We start from the raw sequence: 23,244 nt of genomic DNA, 5'->3' as shown, positions 1-23,244 counted from the left end.
AACGACGACGCCTCGAAGACCCACTACGAACGCACGACGAGACGATTGGGTCTGCCTTCCCAGTCTGTCCGCCCCCCGGCCGGCCGTGCAAGGCGCCGGGGATGAAGAAAGGTGAAGAAGTCCAACGGTTTGCAGCGCCCCGCCCTACCCGCCCGCCAGGCGCTGGAGCCACGCCGCCGCCGCCCGCCCCACCTGGGGAAGGTTGCGATGGAAGGTCGCCCCGGCATCGTCGATGACCTCTAAATCGCCCCCGGCCTCGGCGACAGCGGCGGCCAGCGCCGCCCGGGACACCCGGGTGTCCTCCGCCCCGACAATCACCAGCAGCGGACACGACAGTCGCACGAGTGACAGGGGGTCCACATCCGGCGCCACCAGACACAGTCCGCCCACCGCCGGGTGCCGCTCCTGGAGCGCCAGCGCCACCCGGGCCCCGCCGTGCAGCGACGCCACCGCGAGCGCGGACGTGCCCGCGTTCTCCAGCGCCACCCGCATCGCGGCCTCCGCGTCCTCCACCAGCGCCCCGCCGGTGCCCCGGACGCCCTGGCTGGCCCCCACGCCCCGGTGGTTGAAGCGCAGGGTGGGAAAGCCCGCCCGCGCCACCGCGAAGGCCACTTCCGCCGCCACCACGTGATCCATCCCGCCCCCCTCCTCCGGCCGGGGCGGGAGGATGAGCAGCGGCGGGGACTTCTGGCCCCGGTGCACCGTGCCCTCCATCACCGCGCCGTCCGACCCCACGGGGATGAGCGTGGAGCGCTCCAGGAACTGACCTTTCTGGACCATGCCTCCACCTTAACCGTCCCCTCCCGTTCCACCCTGGCCAGACACCTGCAACGCAGTGCGTTGCACACATTCCGTGACCTGCTCGCAACTTTTCGGCGCTTCGGGTGAGAATGGATCAACGCATCAAGCTTTCCCTCCCCCCTTCAAAAATCCGCATTCCGCAGGAGCCTCAAGCCATGGGAACCATCGGGCGCACCTCCAACAACAACATCGCGCGCACCACCACGACGGGGACGACCAACACGGCCCCCACGGCCAAGCCGGTCGCCCCCGCGACGGCGAAGCCGGCCAACACCGTGAAGGACGGCTTCGACGCGAAGGCGACGAACAGCGCGGTGCGCACCGCGGCTCCCGCGGCCGTGTTCACCGCCCCGGCGGGCGCGAAGGACAAGGCCTACGACGGCAAGATCATGGGCAAGGGCGGCCAGGCGTTCGACGCCAGCACCCCGCTGAGCCAGATCCCGGCCTACGAGCCCAAGGGCGGCGTGAAGAACCCCGGCACCATCATCTACGTGAACGGGATGATGACGGACAAGGCGGGCCAGGAGACCACGATGCAGGCCATCGCGGACAAGACCGGCCAGAAGACCATCGGCATCCACAACTCGACCGAGGGCTTCTTCAAGGACCTGGGCCAGTGCGTGACGGACAAGATGGACAAGGGCAAGAACCCGGCGGTGGATACGCTGGCGGACTCGCTCTACACGGAGCTGAAGGCCGGCCGTGACGTGCACCTGATGGCGCACAGCCAGGGTGGCCTCATCACCAGCCGCGCGCTGAACGACGTGGCCAAGCGGCTGCGCATCGAAGACGGGATGTCCCCCGCCCAGGTGCAGGAGAAGCTGGGCAAGGTCTCCGTGGAGACCTTCGGCGCCGCGGCGGCGACCTACCCGGACGGCCCCAAGTACGTCCACTACGTCAACGACAAGGACCCGGTGCCGGGCCTCTTCGGTCTGGGCACCAGCGGCAAGGGCCCCCTGGACCTGCTGAAGCACGCGGGCAAGGACGCGAAGATCCGCTACTTCTCCGAGAAGAGCATCTTCTCTGGCGCGCACAACATCAACGACACGTACCTCAACCAGCGCGTCCCGTTCGACCAGGCGCGCGCCGGCTAGTTCTCATCCCGGGTCCGGACTGGTATGACTGCACGTATGACGCTCGAAGAAGCCCAGCGACTGGTGCAGTCATTCATCCGGGCCCACGGAGGCGATGCGCAGGCCTCCGGGCTGAACGCGAAGGGATTTGGCGGCGCCGCGCTTGGCGACGCGCAGGTCTACTTCGAGCATGTGAAGGACTCGGGGGCGCTCAAGTGCAGCGCCCTCATCTACCGCTTCCGCGACGCGCCCCGGCCGGGCGTCATCGACGGCTTCCGTGACGAAGAGAAGAAGGGCACGGACACCGGCGGCGGCAAGGTGGACTACGAGACGGAGAACAAGTCCCTCTTCCTGAGCCGCACGTACGGCGTGGTGCCGGCGGAGCAGCAGTTCAAGGAAGACGTGGACCGGCTCGTGGAAGCCAGCCTCGTGTGGGGCGACGAGGTGTTCAACCGCGTCGCGGACCGCGTCATCCCCGCGAAGTGATCAGCTCCTTTACCAGCAAGCTGCAGTGGCTCTTGTCCACCATGGGCATGGCGCGTCCTGCGCCGCCCGCGGGCGGACCGATGACGCGCGACGCGGCCCGGCAGCTGGTGAAGTGGTACCTCCAGTCCCAGGGCGCCGGCGTCAGCGAAGGCCTCAACGAGCAGGGACTGGGCGGCATGCTCAACGGCGAAGGCCAGTACGCCTTCGAGCACGTCGAGTCCCCGCCCGCGCTCAAGTGCAGCGCGCTCATCTACCGGTTCCGCGAGCCGCCCAAGCCCGGCATCATCGAGGGCTTCCGGCAGCAGCAGGAGAACGGCACGGACACGGGCGGCGGCAACGTCGACTTCGAGCCGGGCAGCGGTAGCCTCTTCCTGACCCGCACCTACGAAGTCGTGCCGGAGGGCCGCGAGTTCACCCGCGACCTGGACCGGCTGGGCAAGGCCAGTGTCGTCTGGGGCAAGGACGTGCTGGACCGCGTGGCCCACCAGGTCTTCGGCACCTGAGCGGTTCCCCTGCCCCACGGGAGGCGCGCCTCATGAAGGCGCGCCCCGGGGCCGGACGGTCCGCTACACCGACTGCATCACGTAGAACTTGAGGTACTTCCCTTCCGGGAACTGGAGGCGCACGGGATGATCCGGCGGCTGGTAGCGCTCCTCCACGAGCGCCAGGTCCACGCCGGCCTTGAAGCCCGCCTCGCGCACGGCGCCCATGAACATGTCGCCCGTCACGCGCGCGGAGCACGACGCCGTGGCCAGCAGACCGCCGGGGCGCAGCAGCGCCAGGGCCTGCCGGTTGAGCGACGCGTAGCCGTCCACGGCCGCCTCCACCGCGCGCTGGCTCTTCGCGAAGGCGGGCGGGTCCAGGATGATGAGGTCGAACGTGCGGCCCTCTTCCTTGAACGACTGGATGAGCGCGAACACGTCCGCGGCCAGGAAGTCGTGCTTCGCCGCTGGCAGCCCGTTGCGCGTGAAGTTCTCCCGCGCCAGCGCGATGGCCTCCGGGTCCTGATCCACGGAGAAGACGCTGTTGGCGCCGCCCAGCGCCGCGTTCACGGAGAAGCCCCCACTGAAGCTGAAGCAGTTGAGCACGTCCCTGCCCTGCCCCAGCCGGCGGATGAGGTAGCGGTTCTCCCGCTGATCCAGGAAGAACCCCGTCTTCTGCCCCTTCCACGCGTCCACCAGGAAGATGGCGCCGCGCTCGCGGATGGGGATGAGCTCCGGGGCCTCCTCGCCCCACAGCATCTTCCCGCTGCCGCGCCCGTCGTCCTCCTCCACGTCGTCGCGCCCGACCTCATCGCGGCCGAGGATGCCCTTCAGGCCCGGGACGCCCGCCTTCAGCGCCTCCACGATGAGGGGGCGGTACGGGGTGAGGCCCGCGGAGTACAGCTTCATCACCGCCCAGCCCGCGTACAGGTCCACCACCACGCCGGGCAGACCGTCGCCCTCGCCGTGGATGAGGCGGTAGCTGTCCGTGTCCTTCAGGTCGATGAGCGCCGTGCGCGCGGCCAGGGCGCGCTGCACGCGCTGGGTGATGAAGCGCGAGTCCACCGTCTCGCGCGAGTCACGGGTCAGCACGCGCACCGCGATGGCCGAGTGCGGATCGTAGTACCCGCGCGCGACGAACTTCCCGTTCTCCGTCAGGTCCACCACGCTGCCGGCCGGGATGCGCGGCGTGTGCTCCAGGGCCTTGCGGAACACCCACGGGTGCCCCGCGCGCAGGTGACGTCCCAGGCCCCGGGCCAGCTCCAGCTTCACGACATTCACGTTGAAACTCCTCGACTGCGACTGCGGACTGTCCGGCGGCGGGCGAGGAGGGCACGCGCCAGCTCCTCGAAGCCCCGCCCCTCGGGCGCCCGGGTGATGAAGGCCGGCGGCGCGTCGATGCGGTCCAGCACCGCGCGCACGTTGGCCACGCCCACGCCCAGCTTGAACGCCTGGAACATCGGAGCGTCGTTGAAAGAATCCCCCGCGTAGACGTACCGGCCGTCCGCGGGCTCCAGCTTCTCTCCCCACGCCACCTTCGCGAAGCGGCGCGACGCGGAGAGCTTGTCGAAGCGGCCCAGCCAGCAGTTGACGTGGACCGACGAGCGCACCGCCGTCACGCCCCGCGCCCGCAGCAGCGACTCGATGCGGGAGGCCCCTTCGTCGCCCAGCCGGGCCTCCTCGTTGTAATCCACGGCGAGGTCCACTTCCGTGTAGCGGCTGTCCACGGACAGTCGCGCGCCGGGCACCTGGGCGAGCACGCGCTCGACCTCCTGCTCCAGGCGCTGGCGGTTCGCCACGCGCTGGGCGGGCGGCTCCAGGTACACCTTGCGCAGCTTCCCCTTCGCATCCTTGAGGAAGAACAGCCCGCCGTTCTCCACGACGACGCCATCCACGGGGAGCTGCCGGGCCCACGCCTCGCCCCACCCCGCCGGACGGCCGCTCACCAGCACCACGCGCAGGCCGGACGCGGACAGCTGCTCCAGGGCCCGCACCGTCTGGCTGCGCAGCTTGTGGCCCGTCGTCAGTGTGCCGTCCACGTCGGTGAAGACGCCCTGCACACCAGACAGGTCCGCCTGCCGCAGGGGACGCGGCTCCACGACCTTCGTTCTGGCAGCCGTCACATCACGTCCAGTTGCGCGAGCTGGGCCTGGAAGGACTCGATGGTGGAGAGCAGCTCCGGGCCGGTGAGCGTGGCGAGCTTCAGCTTGCGCGCCTTGCGCAGGAACGCGTCCATCGTCGCGTCCCGGCCATAGAGCGACTGCGCGCTGGCCGCGGCCTCCGCCAGCGCCTTGGCGGACGCGACCGGGTCCTTCTTCGACTGGGACAGCGCGCGCTCCAGGCGCACGCCGCACGCGGCCCACACCTCGCGGTCGTGGAGGATGAGCAGCTGGCGTTGATTCACCGCGGACAGGCTGCGCACCAGCTCGTCCAGCGCTTCCGTCACCGCCAGGAGCCGCGCCTGCTCCGGGGCGGACTCGAGCGCGAGCGCGCCAATCTCCGCGCGGGCCTCCACGATGTGGCGCTTGTCCTGCGCGCGCAGGTTCCGGTACGCGGCGGTGCGGCCGAAGGCGTCCAGCTCCGTCTGGAGCTGCTGCGCGTTCCACAGCACCTCCTCCGGCTTCGCGTCGCGCACCTTGTTGAGCCGCGCCGCGACGATGCGCGACAGGTCGGACGTGATGGCGCGCACCGTGACGGCCGCCTTCACCTCCGCCTCGTAGCCGGGCACCACCTGGGCGCGCGACACCTCGCCGAAGGTGCTGGCGGACTCGAAGACGAGCTGGCTCATCTGTTCGCGGTAGTCCGAGCGGAAGCGCTGGATCTCCGCCAGCAACTGCCAGCGGTCGCTCACCACGGACGGGTTGCGCATGGCCTCGCCAAGCTGGGTGATGCTCTGGGCCAGCCGTGCCATGCCCTCCTGGAGCATGCCGGGCACGTCCCCGGGGCCCTTGCGGGCCGAGGGCGCCTGCGGCGTGCCGGGGAACTGCTCCCGGATGACGTTGAGCAGCGCGTTGACGTCCATCACCGTGTCGCGGATGACGGGCGCCATCTCCTCCCACAGCGACAGGTCGGGGCTGGCGTCGACGACGGGCGTCTCGTACTTCACCAGGTCCAGGTCGCTCAGCCTTGAGATGGCCTGGGCCGCGGCGAGATACACCGCGCGCAGCCGCGCGGAAAAGGCGCGGTCGGGCAGCGACTGGAGGATTTGTTCGAGCCTCGGGGTCAGGGAGGCCGGCGGAGGATTCTCGGCGGCAGCGGACACGTTGCCCCCACTCTACCGCTCGACATCGCGTCCGGGGAGTTCTAGCAAGCGTCCCAGGCCCGACAGGTGGGCCGGGGAGTCCACGGAAATGATCCAGGTCTGTCTGTGGGAGGACGGCAGGGCTGTTTCGGGGGGTGAGGAGCTGCTCGACCGGCCGGGGCCCAAGTGGATCGACGTCCTGGAGCCGGACGCGGAGGTGATGGGCCGGCTGGCCGAGCGCTTCCAGTTGCACCGCCTGGCCGTGGAGGACTGCCTGCACCTGGACCAGCGCCCCAAGCTGGAGGAGTACCCGCACCACCAGTTCATCGTGATGCAGGGCTTCAGCTGCGGCCCGGACGTCACGGAGCTCACGCTGCACGAGCAGCACTTCTTCCTCGCGCAGGACTGGCTCATCAGCGTGCACGCGCTGAAGCTGCCTGGCCATGAGGCCGTCCGGCGGCGCGTGAAGGACGACCCCGCGGGCACGCTGGGCCGCGGCGTGGACGTCATCCTCTACCTGCTCGCGGACTCGCTCGTGGACGCGCAGTTCCCCATCATGGACGACTTCGGCGACCGGCTGGATGAGCTGGAGGACGCCATCTTCGCCCAGCCGGATCCGGAGCACCTCCAGCGCATCTTCCAGCTCAAGCGCGCGCTGGTGACGCTGCGCCGCGTGCTGTCCCCGCAGCGGGACGTGGTGGGCATGCTGTCGCGCCGGGGCATCCCGCAGATCCAAGAGAAGACCACGCTGTACTTCCGCGACGTCTATGACCACTTGGTGCGGCTCTACGAGCAGATCGACGCCAGCCGCGACGTGGTGGGCAACGTGATGGACGGCTACCTGTCCATGGTGGCCCAGCGCACCAACGACATCAGCAAGCAGCTCACCATCTTCGCCACCCTGTTCCTGCCCCTGTCCTTCATCGTGGGGTTCTTCGGGCAGAACTTCGAACAGTTGACGGGAACGGGCTGGTACGCCGCCATGTGGGTGACCATGGTGGGCTTCCCCGTGGGGCTGGTCGTCTGGTTCAAGTACAAGAAGTGGATCTGACGCCGCGCGCGGCTCGGTGGGAGGCATACATGCTGACGGTCGCCGTGGATGGGATTCCGCTGCACTACCGGGACGTGGGCCAGGGGTTGCCGGTGCTGCTCCTGCACGCCTTCCCGCTGGATGGCTCCGCGTTCGACCGGCAGGTGGCCGCGCTGTCCGGGCGCTACCGCTTCCTCGTGCCGGACCTGCGCGGCTTCGGGCAGAGCCGGTTGGGCGAAGGCCCCACGGAGATGCGGACGCTGGCGCAGGACGCGCTCGCGCTGTTGGACGCGCTGAACATCGACGCGGCGGTGGTGGGCGGCGTGTCCATGGGGGGCTACGCGGCGCTGGCGCTGCTGCGCGAGGATCCGGGCCGGGTGCGCGGGCTGGTGCTCGCGGACACGCAGTGCACCGCGGATGACGCCGCCGGCAAGGACAAACGCGAGGCCACCGCGCGGCAGGCCCTGAAGGAAGGCACGCCGTCCGTCGTGCAGGGCCTGGTCCCCAAGCTGGTCCACGCGGGGCCGGAGTCCCCGGTGGGCCGCGAGGTGACGAAGCTGGGGCTGGCCGTGTCGCCGGAGTCCATCGCCGCCGCGCAGCGGGGCATGGGCCTGCGGCTGGACAGCAAGGACCTGCTCGCGCGCTACGCGGGGCCCGCGCTCGTCGTGGTGGGCGAGCACGACACCGTGACGCCGCTGGCGAAGGCGAAGCAGATGGCGGACCTGGTGCAGGGCGCGCGGCTGGAGATCATCCCCGGCGCGGCGCACCTGCCCAACCAGGAACAGCCGGAGGCCTTCAACACGGTGCTGGACAGCTTCCTCGCGACGCTGGCCTGATGGGCGTCCCCGTCCAACACCAGGGAAGTGCGCGATGAGGAAGTCCCCCGCCCCGGAACCCATGTACCTGCCCGACGTCGAGTCGCACGCGTCCGACGGGCACTACGGGAAGATGATCGCCATGGCGCGCGCCGGGGGCATGACGCCGCCGGGCATCTGGCACCTGTTCGCGTTCAAGCCGCGCATGACGGACGCGCTGTCCGCCTTCACCCACGAGGTGATGCGCGGCCCGTCCCCGCTGTCCGCCGGGCTGCGGGAGCTCATCGCCGCGTACACGTCGCGGCGCAACGCCTGCGTGTTTTGAACGGGCTCCCACGCCGCGGTCGCGGCGGAATTGCTGGGCAGCACGGAGCACGTCCAGGCGGTGCTGGACGATGTGAGGACGGCCCCCATCCCGGAGGCCGAGAAGGCGCTGTTCGCCTTCGTGGACCAACTCAACGACGCGCCCGGAGACGTGCGCCGCGAGGACGTGGAGCGTCTGAAGGCCGCCGGCTGGACGGACGAGGCCGTCTACGACGCCGTCTCCGTCTGCGCGCTGTTCAACTTCTACAACCGGTGGATTGACGGCACCGGCGTCCAGGGCCTCTCACCGGCCATGTACGAGCGGTCCGCGAAGCGCATGGCCGCGGGGGGCTACCTGCCCGCGCCGCCTCCCGGTACCCCACCGCCATCCTCAGGTGGGGAACCGGAGCGCTGACGTCGCCAGGGGTCAGGGCTGGCAGACGGCCTGGTTGTCCTGCACGGCGCAGGACGAGCAATCCGCCGTCTTCACCAGCACGCCCTGCTGGCACGTGAGGAGCGCGACGCCGTTCGGGCTGCACACGCCCTTGCCCTCGGCGTCCGTGGCGCACCCGTCGTTCTCCTGGTTGAGGGACGTGTCGCACCGCACGCTGTCCGCCAATTCCCGGCAGCCCAGCGGCCCGCGGCACGCCAGCGGGCGCCAGGTGCCGTTGCGGCACTCCAGGGCCTGCGCGTCGTCCTGGCACACGTAGTCGCCGCCGTCACACGAGTCGCCCGAACCCGGCCCTCCACAGCCGGAGAGGAGGAAGAAACCGCAGAGGGACAGGAGCGCGAGGGAAAGACGGTTCATGGGTGCCGGCGACTCTTTTCGACAGGTATTTCGCTGTCAACCGCCGCCGAGCGTCTCGCGGAAGTAACGCCGGAAGTTGCCACCCATCACACGTTCCACCCAGGACTCGGGGTGGCGTTTGAGCAGTGCCTCGGTGAGGCGGGGCAGGTCCGTCACGTCCCGCATGCCCCGGGGCAGCGCCACCATGCCGTCGTAGTCGCTTCCCACGCCCACCCCCTCCTCCCCCATCACGTCCACCGCGTGCTCCACGTGGCGGACCACGTCGTCCCATGTGTCGCCGCCCAGGTACACCGGCGCCAGGATGATGCCCACCACGCCGCCGCGCTGGGCAATGGTGCGCAGCGCCGCGTCGGACAGGTTGCGCCACCCGCCGCCCGCCGCGCGCACGCCGGTGTGCGAGCAGAAGTAGCGCACCGTGGGGTGCGCAAAGAGGTCCGTGAGCGTCTGCTCGGAGGCGTGCGCCACGTCCACGCTCATCCCCAGGCGGGCCATCTCCTCCATCACCTGGTGCCCCAGCGGTGTCAGCCCCCGGTTGCCCATCATGGGGAAGGACGAACCGCCCAGGTCGTTGTTGGACAGGTGCGTGAGCCCCATGAAGCGCACCCCGCGCCGGTGCAGCTCCGCGAGCCGCTCCACCTGGCCTTCAATCGCGTGGCCGCCCTCCACGCCCAGCACCGCCGACAGCCGCCCGTTCGCGAGGTTGTCCTCCAGCCCCGCCCCGGTGGTGGCGACGCGCACGGTGTCCCCGGAACGGGCGCAGAAGGCGTCCAACTGTCCAATCTGCCAGAGCGCGCGGGACCACTCGCCGCCGCGCGCCTCGCGGGGCCACTTGCGCCACGCGGCGAACAGCGGGAAGCCGCCAATGAACGGGAAGCCCCGGGTCACCAGCGTGAAGCACTGCAGCTTCATCCCCGCCTCGCGCAGGCGGGGGAAGTCCACGTGCCCTTCCGTCGACCGCTCGCACAGGTCGCGGTTCCACATCAGCGAATCCGCGTGCCCGTCCGCGATGCACCACCGGCGGTGCAGTTCCTTCACGTCACCCATGCCAGCAGTCTTCGCCACGGCCTCCCGCGATGACAAGCACCCCGGGACGTCTGGAAGGCGGGCTCACGTCCAGTCCGCGCCGTCGTCGTCGCAGCCGTCCCAGAGGTCGTCCTCCAGCGGCAGCCCCGCTTCCGCCTCCCCCTGGGGGCCCACGAGCGCGTCCGTGCGCACCTCCGCCACCTCGCGCAGCGCTTCCGGAGGGCCATAGGGCCGGCCTTCCGCGTTCAGCAGGCCCCGCAGCGCGTCCCGCAGCTCCGCGCCCGTCTGGAAGCGCAGGTCGCGGTCGCGCTGGAGCACCCGCTGGAGCACTTCACGCATGCCCGGCGACAGCCCCCGCGTCGCCTGCTCCACGTGCGCCGGCGTCAGGCACGCCATGCGCGCGGCCATCAGCGGCGCGGGCAGCCAACTGGGCGTCTCCGCGCACAGCCCACGCGTCCCGGAGAGGGGCTGGGCCTGCTGCGCGGCGCGCTCCACGTCCTCCAGGTCCAGCAGGTGCAGGCCGGTGAGCAGCTCCAGCAGCACCATCCCCAGGGAGAACAGGTCCGCGCGGCCATCCAGCGGCTGGCCCTCCAGCGCCTCCGGCGAGGCATAGGCCACGTCCCCGCGCACGAGCCCCGGCTCCGTCACCACGCGCCCGGGCAGCCGCGACCACGCGAGCGCGAAGTCCGCCAGCCGCACCCGCCCGTGCACGTCCACGCGCACGGAGCGGGGGCTGACGTCGCGGTGCACCACCCCCACCGGCAGGCCGCGCGCGTCCTCCAGCGCATGGGCGTGGTGGAGCGCATCCGCCACCTCCGCGCCCACGTACGCGGCGAACGCCTCCGGGAAGGGCCGCCGCCGCAGCGCCGCGAAGCTGGACAGCGTCTCCAGGCACGGGCCGTCCACGTACTCCGTCACCAGGTGGGGCGCCCCGTCGTGCACCCGCACCAGGTACACCGGCGCGATGGCCGGGTGGGACAGCCGCATGAGCAGCTTCACCTCCTCGCGCAGCCGCGCCCGCGCCACGTCATCCGTCACGTCGCGCAGGCGCTTGATGAGCACCAGTCCGCCCGGCGTGCGCGCGTAGTGCCGGCGGGCGAGCAGCAGCTCCCCTCCGGCGCGCGACCCCAGGTAGCGCACCAGCTCATAGGACGTGGCCCCGGTGGAGAAGAGGATGAAGGGCCGGGACGCGGAATACGCGGGGGGATGGGTGGCCATCGTGGCTGACGCTCCTGACGGGAAAAGGCTTCCCGGGGGTGGGAAGGCATGAGGAAGACCTCACGCCCGCGTCCTACCACCCGGGTCAGACATCCCCATCCGACCCCACCGGGTGTTTCCCCGACTAAAAAGGAAACGGCCCCCACCGCGAGGGTGGGAGCCGCCGCCTTCAAGTATTTCCCCAGTCCGCGAAGGACAGGTGCGCGTGAGGCGCGGGGATTACTTGTCCATCTTCTTCACGGGCGCCACGAGGGTGACGTCCTTGGCGACCATGTCCTTGCCGTCCATCACGTAGGAGGCGCGCACCTGCGAGCCCTCCTGGATGTCGTCCAGCTTCACCGCCTTGCTGGCGTTGTCCATGACGGCGGTCTTGTCGTTGGTCTTGATCTTCAGTTCCTTGTTGCTCGTGTCCACCAGCGTCAGCGTGTCGCCGGACTTGGACAGCACGCGGCCGTTGACGGTGGTCGCGGCGGCGGCGGCGGTGGTGCCGGCCATGCCGGAGCCGCCCGCGGCCAGGTCCTCATTCCGGTTGGCCCGGTCCTCGGCGAGGTCCTCGTTGCGGTTGGCCTGCGCCTCGGCCAGGTCCTTCTCCTCGTCACGGACCTCCTCGTTGGCGCTGGCGATCTTGTCGTTCGCGTCCTGACGGGCCTCCGCGACGTCCTCGTTGGCGTTCTGCTGCGCCGACGCCAGCTCCTTGCTCTCGTCCTGACGGGCTTCCGCCGTCTCCTGCGCCGCTTCCTGACGGGCCTCGGCGACATCCTCGCGCTGCGACTGGACGTCATCCTTCTTGCAGCCGGTGACCATCGTCAGACCCGCGACCGCCGTGACCGCAATCATGAGCTTCCGCATGTGTGACCGCCCCCTGTGAGTGTGTTCTTGGTTGCCGGTGTTTTTTGTTCCCCGGCGTTGGGCAGAAACTGGTTGCTGGCCTCGTACCTGCACAGCGCTTGTCGGACGTATGTCCAATGCCCAGGGGCGGCCTGCGCACGAGGAAGGGCCCGGCCCCCTGCCTGCTGGGGAAGCGGAACAAAACGCATCCGGGCGCGAAAAATCCGTTCCAGCGCGCTGTAGCAGGCCTGTTGCGTGGGGGAGGCTGTGCGTTGACAGGGCAGAACCGCCCTTGTACTGGCACCGGCGGGTCCCGTCCGTGGAGGGGCCGGAAGGAGCCGTGAAACCGTGAACGTGTGGGTCAACGGAGAAGCGCGGACGCTGCCGGAGGGCAGCACCCTTTCGTCCCTGCTGGCGCTGCTGGAGCTGGGCAGCGGGCCGGGGGTGGCGGTGGAGGTGAACGCGGAGGTGGTGCGCCGCGCCCGTCATCCCGAGCACCGGCTCCAGGACGGGGACCGGGTGGAGATCGTCACCTTCGTCGGTGGCGGGTGAGCGCAGGCCCTGGAGAGGAGACGGTCATGAGCGGCATCGCGGACAAGCCTTTCACGCTGGCGGGGGTGACGTTCACCTCGCGGCTCATCGTCGGGACGGGGAAGTACCCCAGCCACGAGGTGATGAAGCAGTGCCACGAAGCGTCGGGCGCGGAGCTCGTCACGGTGGCGGTGCGGCGGTTGGATTTGAAGGCGACGGGCGAGGCGTCGCTGATGAACTGGATCGACCGCAACAAGATGCGCCTCTTGCCCAACACGGCGCTCTGCTACACGGCGGAGGACGCGGTGCGCACCTGCCGGCTGGCAGAAGAGCTGGGCATGAGCAAGTGGGTGAAGCTGGAGGTCCTGGGCGACGAGAAGACGCTCTACCCCGACGTCGAGGAGACGGTGAAGGCGGCGCGCATCCTGGTGAAGGAAGGCTTCACGGTGCTGCCGTACACCAGCGACGACCCCATCACGGCGCGCAAGCTGGAGGACGCGGGCTGCGCGGCGGTGATGCCGCTGGCGGCGCCCATCGGCAGCGGGCTGGGCATCCGCAACCCGCACAACCTGCGGCTCATCCGCGAGGTGGTGAAGGTGCCGGTCATCGTGGACGCGGGCGTGGGCACGGCCTCCGACGCGGCCATCGCGATGGAGCTGGGCGTGGACGCGCTGCTCATGAACACCGCCATCGCGGGCGCGAAGGACCCCGTGCGCATGGCCGTGGCGATGAAGAAGGCGGTGGAGGCCGGCCGCGACGCGTACCTGGCGGGCCGCATCCCGCGCAAGGCGTACGGCTCCGCGTCCAGCCCCATCGAAGGGCTCGTGGAGTAGCGGTGCCCGCCCTGCCCCGCCTCGTGGTCATCACGGACTGGCGGCTGCCCCGGACGCGGTTGTTGACCGCGCTGGAGCGGGCGCTGGAGGCGGGGCCGGAGGTCGCCGTGCAGCACCGTCACCCGGAGGCCTCCGGGCGGCTGTTCCTGGAGGAGGCTCGGCTCGTGGCGGAGGTGTGCCGGGGCCGCGCGCTGTTCGTGAACGGGCGGCTGGACGTCGCGCTGCTCGTGGGCGCGCACCTGCATCTGCCGGCGTCGGGCCCTTCGCCGCGCGACGTGCGTCCGTTCCTGCCAGAGGGCCGGCTCGTGAGCGTGGCGGTGCACGACGCGCGCGAGGCGGAAGCCACGGTGGGGGCGGACCTGGCGCTGGTGAGCCCCGTGTTCGCGCCCGGCTCCAAGCCCGGCGACACGCGCGATACGCTGGGGCCGCATGGGTTCAGGGCGCTTTCGGAGCGGATGCCCTGCCCTGCCCTGGCGCTGGGAGGAATGACGCCCGAGCGTGCCCGGGAGGTGCCGGGGGCCTGGGGCGTCGCGGTCATCTCCGCCGTGCTGGAGGCCGGGGATCCGCGCGCGGCGGCGCGGGAGCTGCTGGACGCATACGTGCCCCAGCGGGCTTGAGGCGGCGCTATGCTGCGCGGCCGTGACGCCTTCCCCGACCTCCGTTGAGCTGCGCCCCCTCGCCATCGGAGAAATCATCGACCGTGCGGCGACGTTCTGGCGCGCGCATCTGAAGCCCCTGTTCGTGCTGTGCCTGGGGTTCGACCTGCTCAACTACATCGCGGTGAAGGCGTTCACCGTCGCGATGACGCGCATGGTGGGCGTGCTGCCCGGGCTGGGCGGAGAGGTTCCCGCGGGCACGGATCCGACGCAGGCGCTGACCCAGTCCGGAATCATGCTGGGGCTGATGCTCGTGCTGTACGTGTTCCTCGTGTGGAACTTCTGGGTGGCCACCACGGCGGCGGCCCGGTACGTGGTGCCCGCGCGGCTGGGTGAACCCGTGCGTCCCTCGGACGGCCTGCGCCGGGCGGTGTCGCGTCTGGGCACGCTGACCGGGACCTATCTCCTGTCGATCCTCTGGTCCGTGGGCGTGACCGCCCTGCTGTGCCTGCCCGGCTCCGTGGTCATGGGGCTGGGCGTGGTCGCGGCCGTCACCGGCAAGGGCTCTGGCGGCGGCACGGCGCTGAGCATCGCGCTGATCATCATCGGCGCCATCGTGCTGGGCCTGGGCGCGCTGGGGGCGGTGCTCTGGTACTTCCTGCGCTTCATGCTCCTGCCGCCGGTGCTGGCGATGGAGGACGTGGGCGCGTGGGCGGCGTTCAAGCGCTCCGGGGCCCTGCTGAAGGGCCGCGTCGAGCCGGGGTTCTTTGGCCGGGGCACGGTGCGGGCCATGGTGCTGTCCACGGTGGTGGGCGGCATCCTCATCGCGGTGAGCCTGGTGTCGGGGCTGCCCGCGTGGATCGTCCGGCTCGCCTACGGCGGCAACCTGTTGGATCCAGCGGCGCAGGCGGCGATTCCGCAGGCGCTGCTCGTGCCCGCGGAGCTGTTGCAGGTGGTGGGGCAGTCGTTCTTCACGCCGCTGAGCTTCGTGGTGTCCGCGTTCTTCTACGTGGACATGCGCGTGCGCCGCGAAGGCCTGGACCTGGAGCGGCGGATCGCGACCGCGGAGCCGGCGACGCCGTCCCCCTGACATCCCGTGCCCGCCCTGCCCCTGCTCCTCCTGCTGGCCACCCTGCCCCCGTGCGCGGACCGGGAGGCCGTGTCGCGCCGGCTCGAGGACACGGCGCGCTCGCGACCGCAGGACCTCAACGCGGAGGTGAACCGGCTGGTGGAAGCCCTGGACGGCGTGCCCCTGCCGCCCGGGACCTCCGGACAGACCGCGCCGGAACGGGCGCAGCAGCTCACGGTGTACCTGGAGGCCGTGTGCAGGCTGGACGCGGAACCGGCCGTGGCGCCCGGCGTGACGAGCGAGCCCGAGCGGCTGAAGGCCATCCTCGACCGCCCGGAGTTCGCGAAGGCCCGGCAGCGCAACAGCGACCTGCTGACGCGCCTGCTACGTGAGTTGCAGACCTGGCTGGAAGGACTCTTCGAATCCAGGGGAGCGCAGGGCTTCGCGGTGGCCACGCGCGCGGTGATGCTGGGCGTGGCGTTGGCGGTGGTGTTGTTCGGCGTGCTGCGGGTGCGCTGGCGCCGGAGCCGCAAGACCATCACGGCGCCGGGAGTGGCAGGCGAAGCCGCGCCCCTGGAGCTGGACACGCCCGGAGAACACCTGGGCCGGGCGCGCACCGCGCTGGAGACGGAGGACGCGCGCGAGGCCATCCGTGAGGGATTGCTGGGCCTGCTGTCCACGCTGGAGCAGCGCAAGCTGGCAAGGCCGGACCGCGTGAAGACGAACCGCGAACTGGCCGCGGAGCTGCCCACGCGAGGAGCCCCCGCGCGAGTGACAGGCGAAGTGGAGCGGCTGGTCGGCTGGTACGACCAGGCCTTCTACTCACTGGAGCCGGTGTCGCGCGAGGCAGCCGCGCGCTTCGTGGAGTCCGTGGAGCAGCTGCACGGCTCGCTCGCGGAGGCCCGGCCGTGAGGAACGCGCGCGTCGCGATCGTCCTGGGGCTGATGATCGCCGTGGCGCTGGCGGTGGGCCTTGCCTCGCATAAGGCACCACCGGAATCCCCCGTTCCGTCCATCACGAACCCGGGCCCCCTGGGCCTCAAGGCCCTCTTCGTCTACCTCCAGGAACGCGGACGCGACGTCAGCGCGCAGACGTCCTCGCTGGAGTCGATCCCCTCCGGCACGCGCACGCTGATCATCGCCGCGCCGCAAGCCCAGCCCGTCACGAAGGAAGAAGTCGCCGCGCTGGAGCGCTTCGTCCGGGGCGGCGGCACGCTCGTGTACCTGTCTCCGCACGCGCTGGGCGAACACCAGCCGGGCCTGGAGGAATGGCTTCGCATCGCCACCGGCGCGCTGCCCGGAACCAACCACCAGGGGCTTGCCTCCGAATGGGTGGACCCCGCCGGCGTCACCGTGGACGTGTGGCTCCCCGCGGGCGCGCTGCGTGACCTGTCGCTCCTGCGCGTGGCCCGGGACCGGAGCCTGCGGGTGGAGCACGAGGACGCGGTGCCGCTCGCGGGACTGGGCGCGGCGGGCGTGGTGTGGCGCTGGGGCCTGGGCCAGGGCGAGGTCTACGTCGTCGCGGGCCCGGACCTCGCGGAGAACCGGCGCCTGGAGCTGCTCGACAACCTGCGCTTCTGGGATGCGCTCGCGGCTCGCGGCCCCCTGCGCTTCGACGAGTTCCACCACGCCGTCGTCACGCGCCCGCCCCTGTCCCAGGGCCTCTGGGTCTTCATCGCGCAGAGCCTCGCCGTGGGGCTCGTCTACGTCGTCTCACGCGGTACGCGCTTTGGTGCGCCCCGGCCCGTGCGCGTGGAGCGGCACCGCTCGTCGCGCGAATACGTGCGCTCCCTGGGCTGGCTCATGCGCCGCGCGAAGGTGGAGGTGGAGCTGCTGCCGGAGCTCGACACCGCCCTGCGACGCCTGATGCACGAGCGCCTGGGCATCGCCCCCTCCCTGCCGGACACGGAGGCCGCGCGCCTCCTGGAGGAGACCTGCGGCGTGCCCGCGCGCGACTACCTGGACGCGAAGGAGGACCTGCTGCGCACGCGGGAGCGCACCCCCATCCGCCCCGCGGACTACACCCGCCTTGCCCGCCGCTACGCCCTGCTGGAGCGTCGCGTGACGGGCCGCGCGGACGACCCGCGCGAATGACGAAGGCGCGGTGCCCGGTGCGCTCACACGCTCCGGACCCGCGCCCCCTTGTCGCCCGGTACCGGACCGGACCTACAGCTTCTTGCCCGCCGCGAGCATCGCCTCACCCACGTGCTGGCGGATTTCGGCGACGCGCGCCTCCCAGCTCTCGTGGAAGATCTTCTCCGCGCGCTCCCGGTTCGGGCCCGGGTTGTCCGCCAGCGCCGCGTTGACCTGCTTCACGTAGTCCTCGGGCGTGGTGGCGATGCGGCACAGCCCCACCTTGCGGACCTCCGGCAAGTCAGACGACACCACCGGCAGACCGGACGCCAGGTACTCGCGCACCTTCAGCGGGTTGGAGTTGAGCGTCAGCTCGTTGATGACGAACGGGTTGAGCGCCACGTCGAACGCCTTGTTGTAGCCCGGCAGGTCCGCGTACGGCTTGCGGCCCAGCATGTGGATGTTGGGAACGGCGCGCAGGCGGCTGTCGTCGCAGTCCGGCGTCGTCTTGCCCACGATGACCACCGAGCCCTCCGGGTGCGCCTTCGCGCACGCGATGATGGCGTCCTGGTCGATCCAGTCCGCCACCAGCCCGAAGAAGCCGATGATGGGCTTGGGCAGCTTGGCGATGTCCTCCGGAATCTTCGTCTCCGGATCGCACGCCTTCACGAAGTGCGCGTGGTCCGTGCCGTGGCGCACCAGCACCGTGCGCGGGTTGAGGCGCTTCTTGTTCTCGTACAGGCGCTCCGCGGACGTGATGCACATGTCCGCGCGGCGCAGCAGGCGCTCCTCCAGCTCCGCGATGTGCTTGCCGTTCGTGTCGCTGAACGCGGAGAACTCATCCACGCAGTGGTACACGACGAAGTCCTCGCCCAGCGTGCCGGACACCGGCGCGGAAGCCGGCAGGAAGCTCCAGGAGATGGGGCGCTCGAACTTCAGCTGCTTCATCGCGCGCAGCACCTGGAGCCGCAGCAGGTGGCGGTTCGCCTGGCGCACCGTCTCCGAGCCGTAGAACGGAATGGCCAGCGGGGCCAGGACGTGCAGGTTGGGCTCCACCTCCTTGATGCCCTGCGTGAACGTCTTCAGCTTCTTGATGATCCGCTGCGCGTCGTGCGCGTTCGCCTTGGGCGCGCGGTTGCCGATGCTGTTCACCCACAGCACGCGGTTGTCGCGCGAGAGGATCCGCATGATGTGCACCTTCGACAGGGGGTCGCCGTCCCAGTCGTTGGAGAACACCACCAGGTCCCGCCCGCGAAGGGCCCGCTTCGACAAGTCCATCTCTTCACTGCGCCGCATCGTCCACTCCTGAAGTCAAAAGTTCAGTGCTGAAGTCCCTGAAGCGCGCCTTTCGTCTCCGAAGGCGCCCCAACCCGTCCCCACTCCGTCACGCCGCGTTCACGGTTCCTGCACCTGCCATGCCGGACGGCAGCAACTCCGCGTACACGTCCAGCATCACCGGCCCCGCATCCGGGGCCATCACCTTCGCCGGGCCCGCCGCCAGCGCGTCGCGCACCGCCTGCGCCAGCGCCCGCTCGTCTCCGGCCTTGAACAACCGGGTGCCCTCCGGCCGCGCGCACACGTCGCTGGCCACGCACGGCACGCCCAGGGCCAGCGCCTCGCGCACGGAGATGGAGTCCCCGTCGTGCGTGGTGGGCCGGATGAAGACGTCGCTCTGGGACAGGAGGCCCAGCGCCTTCGCGTGCTCCAGCTCGCCCAGGTCCTCCAGGAGCCCCGCCACGCCCAGCTCGCGCGCGTCGCGGATGAACTCCTCGGAGCGCGTGCCCGGGCCGAACAGCGCCAGGCCCACGTCCGGGTGCGTCTCCGCGAGGAGCTTCAGCGCGCGGAACATCTGCTTGCGCCCGTACACGGGCGACGGGTGGTGCGCCATCGCTAGCAGCGGACGGCGCCGCTCGCGCGCGGCCTCCACCTCCGGCGTCACCGGGCCGGGCTGGACTTGAGAGGCGCAGAAGGCCGGATGCACCAGGACCTTCTCCGCCGGCACGCCGCACGCGACCACCGCGTCGCGCACCGCCGGGGACACGGCCACCACCCGCGCGTAGCCCGCCAGCGCCGTGCGCGCGAACACGCGCCGGGTCTGCGACTCCGCCAGGTAGTCCGGAATCAACCCCGAGTGCAGCGTGATGACGCGCGGCGAACGGGGCCCGGGCATGGTACCCACCAGCGCCGCCAGCACCCACGCCTTCGGGTTGTTGCCGCTGGTGTGCAGGTGGACCGTCCAGCCCGCGGAGGTGAATCCCGCGAGCCGCAGGCCGAAGGCGGCGGCGCCTTGCACGGGGAGGACGTCCGGAGCCGGCCGGCCACCCTTCCCGATGTCGAGCACCTTCGCCTCGACTCCGCGGTCGCGAAGGAATTGATGAAGTTGACGGACGTGGATGGCCACGCCCCCGTACGGCGGCGGGTAGTCCCCGACGAGCAGCACGCGCATGAAGGAAGCCCTCTTCTCCAGCGAAGCCTGGTGCCTAGCGCGCGGAAGCCTGCGCGGAGGGGCGTGGAACCTGGGTGAGCTTCGGCGTCGTCCGCGCGGGCAGCAGGCCCATCTCACGCTGGTACGTGGTGAGCGGATCCGCGTCCTGGCGAATCACCTTCGCCGGCACACCCGCCACCACCGCGCCCGCGGGCACGTCCTTCACCACCACCGCGTTGGCGCCAATCACCGCGAAGTCGCCAATCTGGATGTTGCCCAGCACCTTGGCGCCCGCGCCGATGCGCACGTAGTCGCCAATCACCGGCGCGCCCTCCAGCCCGGAGCGCCCACCGATGGTCACCTGCTGCGAGATGAGGACGTGACGGCCCACCTTCGCCGCCTTGTGGATGACCACGCCGATGCCGCCGTAGCCCAGCTGCGTCCCCTCGCCCAGCTCCGCGTCCTCGGGGATGTACGAGCTGTGGAGGTAGTAGATGGCCTTGCGCAACACCGCCGGCAGCAACGGCACCCCTCGCTGCTTGAGACCATGCGCCAGCCGGTACAACGTCATCGCGTCGAATCCCATCACGCCTCTCCTCGCCCGCCCGAATTCCGTGACGCCTGGAAGGTAGGTACCCACGCGTGGGGAGGGAAGTGCCCCCCACGCGTTCAATTCCCGACGGTGGATCAGACCGCCCGCCGGGGACGCAGCGACTGCAGCGCGCTCAAGGGGCGAACGCCCTGCGCATACAGGCCCACCACGTACCCCACGACGAACAGCAGCCCCGCCACCGCCAGCGGCAGCACCCGCCACAGGAAGCCCGTGGGCAGGTTCATCCACGTGTCGTGCACGCCCGAGCGCAGCAGGAAGATGCTCCCGCCCGCCGCGAACGCCGCCAGCGACGCCTGCCCCAGCTCCCGCCACGGGATGACGTCCTTCAAGCCCAGCTTGCGCTCCGGCGTGGACAGCGCCTGGGGCACGCGCATGAGCAGCATCCCCTTGCCCACGACTTCCGCCAGGGCCCAGGATGCGATGCCGCCCATCATCCCGAAGTACTTCACGCCGACCCAGAGCAGCGGCACCGTCACCACCGCCTTCACCAGGTACGAGTTGAAGATGGCCCGCGTCTGGCCCCGGGCCCGGAGCGTTCCATCCATGGGCAGGATGGACAGCACCACGCCCAGCACGCTCACCCGGAAGATGGGGACCGCCGGCAGGAACTTCTGGCCGAACATGGCCCCCACGAACTCCGGCGCCGCCGCGAAGAGGAACGCCGCGAAGGGCAGGAACACGTACGCCAGCTTGCCGGCCGCTTCCCGGAAGGCCTCCACGCCCTCCTCCAGCCGGCCCTCGCGCTCCAGCTCACCCAGGCGCACCATCAGCACCTCGCTGGTGGGCGTGTAGAGCAGGTCCACCACCGGAAGCTGGAAGCAGCCCACCCGGTAGAGCGCGTACACCGCGGGGGCCACCACGCCCGCCACCGCGTACATGTGCGCGTTCTGCTGGGGGATGGCCAGGCACATCGCGGCACCGAACGGCGCCGCGTACACCAGTTGCTCCTTGAACAGCTTCCAGTCCACCAGCGGACCCGTGGACCCGCGCAGCGACACCACCCACGTGGCCACGTAGCGAAGCCCCGCGAAGCAGGCCACCGCGATCATCATCCCGTGCAGGGAGAAGCCCAGGAGCGGCGGCAGCACCATCACGCCCGAGCGCACCGCGTCCGACGCCAGGTACACCACCGCAGACGCCTTCGTCTTGCCCTGGCTGGTGAGCGAAATCTCCAGCGGGTAGCTGCCCAGGAAGAACGCCGTGTAGAGCGCCAGCGCCGCGCGGTGCTCCATCAGCGCGGGGTTGTTGAAGTAGGCCGCCACGTGCCCCAGGAACGCCCACACCAGCCCCGCCGCCACGATGCCCGCGCCCGTGACGAAGAGCAGCGCGTGGCCCAGGTACGGCCGCTTCTGCTCCGCCCGGGGCAGGAAGTAGTAGAGGCTCTGCGCCACGCCGAACGGCAGCACGTACGACAGCGTCGTGGCGATGAGGAACAGCTGGTAGTAGGTGCCGTACTCGTCCAGGCGCAGCACCCGGGCCAGCACGAGCGGAATGGACAGCGTCAGCCCGGCGGTGAACAACCGGGCCAACACCAACGGGCCGGCCCGCCCCAGGAACGACGGGGCCGAGGCCGGCTTGGGTGACGCACTCACTGGAGCTCCTCCGGCTGCGCCGCCTCCGGGGCAAGGGCCACGTTCGGCGCCACCACGACCTGCGCACCCGCCGTGCCCTGCGCAACCCGGGGCTCCGTCACGATCACCGGCGTTGTCACGTCCACGACGTCCACCGGCGTGGCCTTGGCGAGCGCGGCCTCCGCGGCGGCCGCTTCCTGCACCAGCACGTTGGCCGTGCCGCTCGTCTGGACCAGCAGGTGCGGCCGGTGGCCCAGCACCGGGTGGTTGATGCCCAGCACGCCGAAGCAGTCGTCGAACTGGCACACCGTGAGGGTGGAGGAGTAGTCCCCCATCATCCCCAGGCTGAAGTTCTCCCACATCACCTTGCGCTTGAGGGCGAACGGGTCGCCGCCCACGCGGTTGGGCAGGTCCTCCGTGGTGACGCCGGAGCGGAAGCCGTGCTTCTTGAGCACGCGGATCATCTCATCCGAGTACCAGCCATTGCAGTACGCGAAGTCCTTCACCTGGACGCCGACCTCGCGCTCGATGGTCTCCTTGGACTCGACGATCTCCTTTTCCACCACCTCCGTGGGCTCCAGCGTCAGCACCGTGTGGCCCAGCGTGTGCGCGCCGAACTCGAAGCCGTCGCGCGCCATCTGGCGCACCTCGTCCCAGTTCATGACGTCGCCCTGCTCCGGCACCAGGTCCGCGCCGCCGCCCAACTGCTGCTCCAGCGAGTCGATGATGCCCGTGAGCACGCGCGTCGGGTGCTCGCCGATGAAGTCGTCCAGCGCCGCGGACACCGTCTTGCGCCCGGTGAGGATGGGCCCCAGCAACTGCACCGACGGCGTGGGCATGGTGTCGTAGTCCGGCCGGAACTTCCGCTCCTGCACGCAGCGCAGCAGGTGGAACAGCCGGTCGTGGTTGAAGCGCTTGTCCGTGTTGATGAACGCCGTGGGCAGGTAGGTGATGGCCGGCACGCCCATCTGCTTGAGCACCGGGTATGCGTACCGGTACACGTCGCGGTAGCCGTCGTCGAACGTCACCACGAACAGGTCCTTCTTCGCGGTGCGCTGTCCCGCCATCACGTCCACCGCATCCCCCAGGCTCGCCAGCTCGAAGCCCGACGCGTGCGCCTCTTCCAGGTGACGGCGGAACGTCTCCTGGGAGATGAGCAGGCCCGGGATGGAGCGCTGCAGCTCCCCCGTGAAGTCGCTCACCACGCGGTGGTAGCTCACGATGAGGATGCGCCGTCCTCCCGACTGCGAGCGGCGGTAAGCCGCCATCGCCTTGCGCACGCCGCTGTAGTGGAGGAAACCCGCCGCCGCCGCCTTCGCCGCCCGCCGCAACACCTTCCCAGCCATCACGCCTCTCCCTCGCGGCTTTCGCCGTCTGCCCGCTCCCCCCATTGGACCGGGCCCCGCCCGCGTGTGTGCATGCTGGA

The 23,244-nt window shown here is 70.6% G+C and carries 26 protein-coding genes; 13 read left to right on the top strand and 13 right to left on the bottom strand.

Features of this window, described 5'->3' with window-relative positions:
* Positions 1 to 144: 144 nt before the first annotated feature.
* The gene (locus tag JYK02_RS09065; protein WP_207050490.1) at positions 145 to 780 is read right to left on the bottom strand and encodes a serine aminopeptidase domain-containing protein; all 636 of its coding nucleotides are present in this window, start codon (positions 778 to 780) and stop codon (positions 145 to 147) included.
* Positions 781 to 956: 176 nt separating this feature from the next.
* On the opposite strand from JYK02_RS09065, the gene JYK02_RS09060 reads away from it, so the two are divergent.
* From JYK02_RS09060 to JYK02_RS09050, 3 genes are read left to right on the top strand one after another with little or no spacing between them, the layout of a single operon-like run.
* The gene (locus tag JYK02_RS09060) at positions 957 to 1,895 is read left to right on the top strand and encodes a hypothetical protein (RefSeq protein ID WP_207050489.1); all 939 of its coding nucleotides are present in this window, start codon (positions 957 to 959) and stop codon (positions 1,893 to 1,895) included.
* Positions 1,896 to 1,931: 36 nt separating this feature from the next.
* Complete coding sequence (locus JYK02_RS09055; RefSeq protein ID WP_207050488.1) at positions 1,932 to 2,360, top strand: hypothetical protein; 429 nt, start codon at positions 1,932 to 1,934, stop codon at positions 2,358 to 2,360.
* The gene (locus JYK02_RS09050) at positions 2,357 to 2,863 is read left to right on the top strand and encodes a hypothetical protein (protein ID WP_207050487.1); all 507 of its coding nucleotides are present in this window, start codon (positions 2,357 to 2,359) and stop codon (positions 2,861 to 2,863) included. Before JYK02_RS09055 ends, JYK02_RS09050 begins: the two co-directional genes overlap by 4 nt.
* 63 nt (positions 2,864 to 2,926) lie before the next feature.
* On the opposite strand, the gene JYK02_RS09045 is transcribed toward JYK02_RS09050, so the two are convergent.
* The 3 genes from JYK02_RS09045 to JYK02_RS09035 are packed head-to-tail and all read right to left on the bottom strand — an operon-like array spanning position 2,927 to position 6,104.
* Positions 2,927 to 4,123 (bottom strand): class I SAM-dependent rRNA methyltransferase, encoded by a 1,197-nt coding sequence (locus JYK02_RS09045; protein ID WP_206797108.1) that lies wholly within the window; start codon positions 4,121 to 4,123, stop codon positions 2,927 to 2,929.
* Complete coding sequence (locus JYK02_RS09040; protein ID WP_347402453.1) at positions 4,120 to 4,965, bottom strand: HAD-IIB family hydrolase; 846 nt, start codon at positions 4,963 to 4,965, stop codon at positions 4,120 to 4,122. Before JYK02_RS09040 ends, JYK02_RS09045 begins: the two co-directional genes overlap by 4 nt.
* On the bottom strand, positions 4,962 to 6,104 hold the full coding sequence (locus JYK02_RS09035; RefSeq protein ID WP_207050486.1) for a hypothetical protein: 1,143 nt from the start codon (positions 6,102 to 6,104) through the stop codon (positions 4,962 to 4,964). Before JYK02_RS09035 ends, JYK02_RS09040 begins: the two co-directional genes overlap by 4 nt.
* A gap of 88 nt (positions 6,105 to 6,192) precedes the next feature.
* Here JYK02_RS09035 and corA point away from each other — a divergent pair, with 88 nt between their 5' ends.
* From corA to JYK02_RS09015, 4 genes are read left to right on the top strand one after another with little or no spacing between them, the layout of a single operon-like run.
* Positions 6,193 to 7,134, top strand: a complete 942-nt coding sequence (gene corA / locus JYK02_RS09030; protein ID WP_207050485.1) for a magnesium/cobalt transporter CorA — start codon at positions 6,193 to 6,195, stop codon at positions 7,132 to 7,134.
* Positions 7,135 to 7,163: 29 nt separating this feature from the next.
* Entirely contained in the window at positions 7,164 to 7,949 is a 786-nt protein-coding gene (locus JYK02_RS09025) for an alpha/beta fold hydrolase (protein WP_207050484.1), read from the top strand.
* Between the two features lie 34 nt (positions 7,950 to 7,983).
* A complete protein-coding gene (locus JYK02_RS09020; RefSeq protein ID WP_207050483.1) occupies positions 7,984 to 8,253 on the top strand; it encodes a peroxidase in 270 nt (89 codons plus the stop codon).
* Positions 8,254 to 8,283: 30 nt separating this feature from the next.
* Positions 8,284 to 8,646, top strand: a complete 363-nt coding sequence (locus JYK02_RS09015; protein ID WP_207050482.1) for a carboxymuconolactone decarboxylase family protein — start codon at positions 8,284 to 8,286, stop codon at positions 8,644 to 8,646.
* A gap of 12 nt (positions 8,647 to 8,658) precedes the next feature.
* Here the strand turns inward: JYK02_RS09015 and JYK02_RS09010 are convergent, their stop codons facing one another.
* From JYK02_RS09010 to JYK02_RS08995, 4 genes are all read right to left on the bottom strand, one after another.
* Complete coding sequence (locus JYK02_RS09010; protein ID WP_207050481.1) at positions 8,659 to 9,039, bottom strand: hypothetical protein; 381 nt, start codon at positions 9,037 to 9,039, stop codon at positions 8,659 to 8,661.
* 36 nt (positions 9,040 to 9,075) lie between these two features.
* Positions 9,076 to 10,083, bottom strand: coding sequence for a dipeptidase (locus tag JYK02_RS09005; RefSeq protein ID WP_207050611.1), 1,008 nt, complete (start codon positions 10,081 to 10,083; stop codon positions 9,076 to 9,078).
* A gap of 63 nt (positions 10,084 to 10,146) precedes the next feature.
* Positions 10,147 to 11,280 (bottom strand): serine/threonine-protein kinase, encoded by a 1,134-nt coding sequence (locus JYK02_RS09000; protein ID WP_207050480.1) that lies wholly within the window; start codon positions 11,278 to 11,280, stop codon positions 10,147 to 10,149.
* Positions 11,281 to 11,499: 219 nt separating this feature from the next.
* Positions 11,500 to 12,117 carry a hypothetical protein gene (locus tag JYK02_RS08995; RefSeq protein WP_242588504.1) on the bottom strand — a complete coding sequence of 206 codons (618 nt, stop codon included), beginning with the start codon at positions 12,115 to 12,117 and terminating at the stop codon, positions 11,500 to 11,502.
* A gap of 339 nt (positions 12,118 to 12,456) precedes the next feature.
* Here JYK02_RS08995 and thiS point away from each other — a divergent pair, with 339 nt between their 5' ends.
* Genes thiS through JYK02_RS08965 form a run of 6 tightly spaced genes read left to right on the top strand, consistent with a single transcriptional unit; the run spans position 12,457 to position 17,230 of the window.
* Complete coding sequence (gene thiS, locus JYK02_RS08990; protein WP_120530083.1) at positions 12,457 to 12,660, top strand: sulfur carrier protein ThiS; 204 nt, start codon at positions 12,457 to 12,459, stop codon at positions 12,658 to 12,660.
* 26 nt (positions 12,661 to 12,686) lie between these two features.
* A complete protein-coding gene (locus tag JYK02_RS08985) occupies positions 12,687 to 13,472 on the top strand; it encodes a thiazole synthase (RefSeq protein ID WP_014395830.1) in 786 nt (261 codons plus the stop codon).
* A 2-nt stretch (positions 13,473 to 13,474) separates the two neighbouring features.
* The gene (locus JYK02_RS08980) at positions 13,475 to 14,089 is read left to right on the top strand and encodes a thiamine phosphate synthase (RefSeq protein WP_207050478.1); all 615 of its coding nucleotides are present in this window, start codon (positions 13,475 to 13,477) and stop codon (positions 14,087 to 14,089) included.
* Between the two features lie 22 nt (positions 14,090 to 14,111).
* Positions 14,112 to 15,158: a hypothetical protein gene (locus JYK02_RS08975; RefSeq protein ID WP_207050477.1), complete on the top strand. Its 1,047-nt coding sequence runs from the start codon at positions 14,112 to 14,114 to the stop codon at positions 15,156 to 15,158.
* 6 nt (positions 15,159 to 15,164) lie between these two features.
* Positions 15,165 to 16,049: a DUF4129 domain-containing protein gene (locus tag JYK02_RS08970; protein ID WP_207050476.1), complete on the top strand. Its 885-nt coding sequence runs from the start codon at positions 15,165 to 15,167 to the stop codon at positions 16,047 to 16,049.
* On the top strand, positions 16,046 to 17,230 hold the full coding sequence (locus JYK02_RS08965; protein WP_207050475.1) for a DUF4350 domain-containing protein: 1,185 nt from the start codon (positions 16,046 to 16,048) through the stop codon (positions 17,228 to 17,230). Before JYK02_RS08970 ends, JYK02_RS08965 begins: the two co-directional genes overlap by 4 nt.
* A gap of 72 nt (positions 17,231 to 17,302) precedes the next feature.
* On the opposite strand, the gene exoP is transcribed toward JYK02_RS08965, so the two are convergent.
* From exoP to JYK02_RS08940, 5 genes are all read right to left on the bottom strand, one after another.
* On the bottom strand, positions 17,303 to 18,505 hold the full coding sequence (gene exoP, locus JYK02_RS08960) for a spore coat polysaccharide biosynthesis glycosyltransferase ExoP (protein WP_207050474.1): 1,203 nt from the start codon (positions 18,503 to 18,505) through the stop codon (positions 17,303 to 17,305).
* A gap of 88 nt (positions 18,506 to 18,593) precedes the next feature.
* Complete coding sequence (locus tag JYK02_RS08955; RefSeq protein WP_207050473.1) at positions 18,594 to 19,655, bottom strand: glycosyltransferase family 4 protein; 1,062 nt, start codon at positions 19,653 to 19,655, stop codon at positions 18,594 to 18,596.
* Between the two features lie 34 nt (positions 19,656 to 19,689).
* The gene (locus JYK02_RS08950) at positions 19,690 to 20,220 is read right to left on the bottom strand and encodes a serine O-acetyltransferase (RefSeq protein WP_242588503.1); all 531 of its coding nucleotides are present in this window, start codon (positions 20,218 to 20,220) and stop codon (positions 19,690 to 19,692) included.
* 101 nt (positions 20,221 to 20,321) lie between these two features.
* Complete coding sequence (locus JYK02_RS08945) at positions 20,322 to 21,839, bottom strand: oligosaccharide flippase family protein (RefSeq protein WP_207050472.1); 1,518 nt, start codon at positions 21,837 to 21,839, stop codon at positions 20,322 to 20,324.
* Positions 21,836 to 23,086, bottom strand: a complete 1,251-nt coding sequence (locus JYK02_RS08940; protein ID WP_242588592.1) for a polysaccharide deacetylase family protein — start codon at positions 23,084 to 23,086, stop codon at positions 21,836 to 21,838. The genes JYK02_RS08945 and JYK02_RS08940 overlap by 4 nt, the downstream gene beginning before the upstream one ends.
* Between the last annotated feature and the right edge of the window lie 158 nt (positions 23,087 to 23,244).

This window comes from Corallococcus macrosporus (assembly GCF_017302985.1).
Taxonomy (GTDB): Bacteria; Myxococcota; Myxococcia; order Myxococcales; family Myxococcaceae; genus Corallococcus; species Corallococcus macrosporus_A.
The sequence above is the reverse complement of the archived record's forward strand: the minus strand, read 5'-3'. Positions and strand labels throughout refer to the sequence as shown.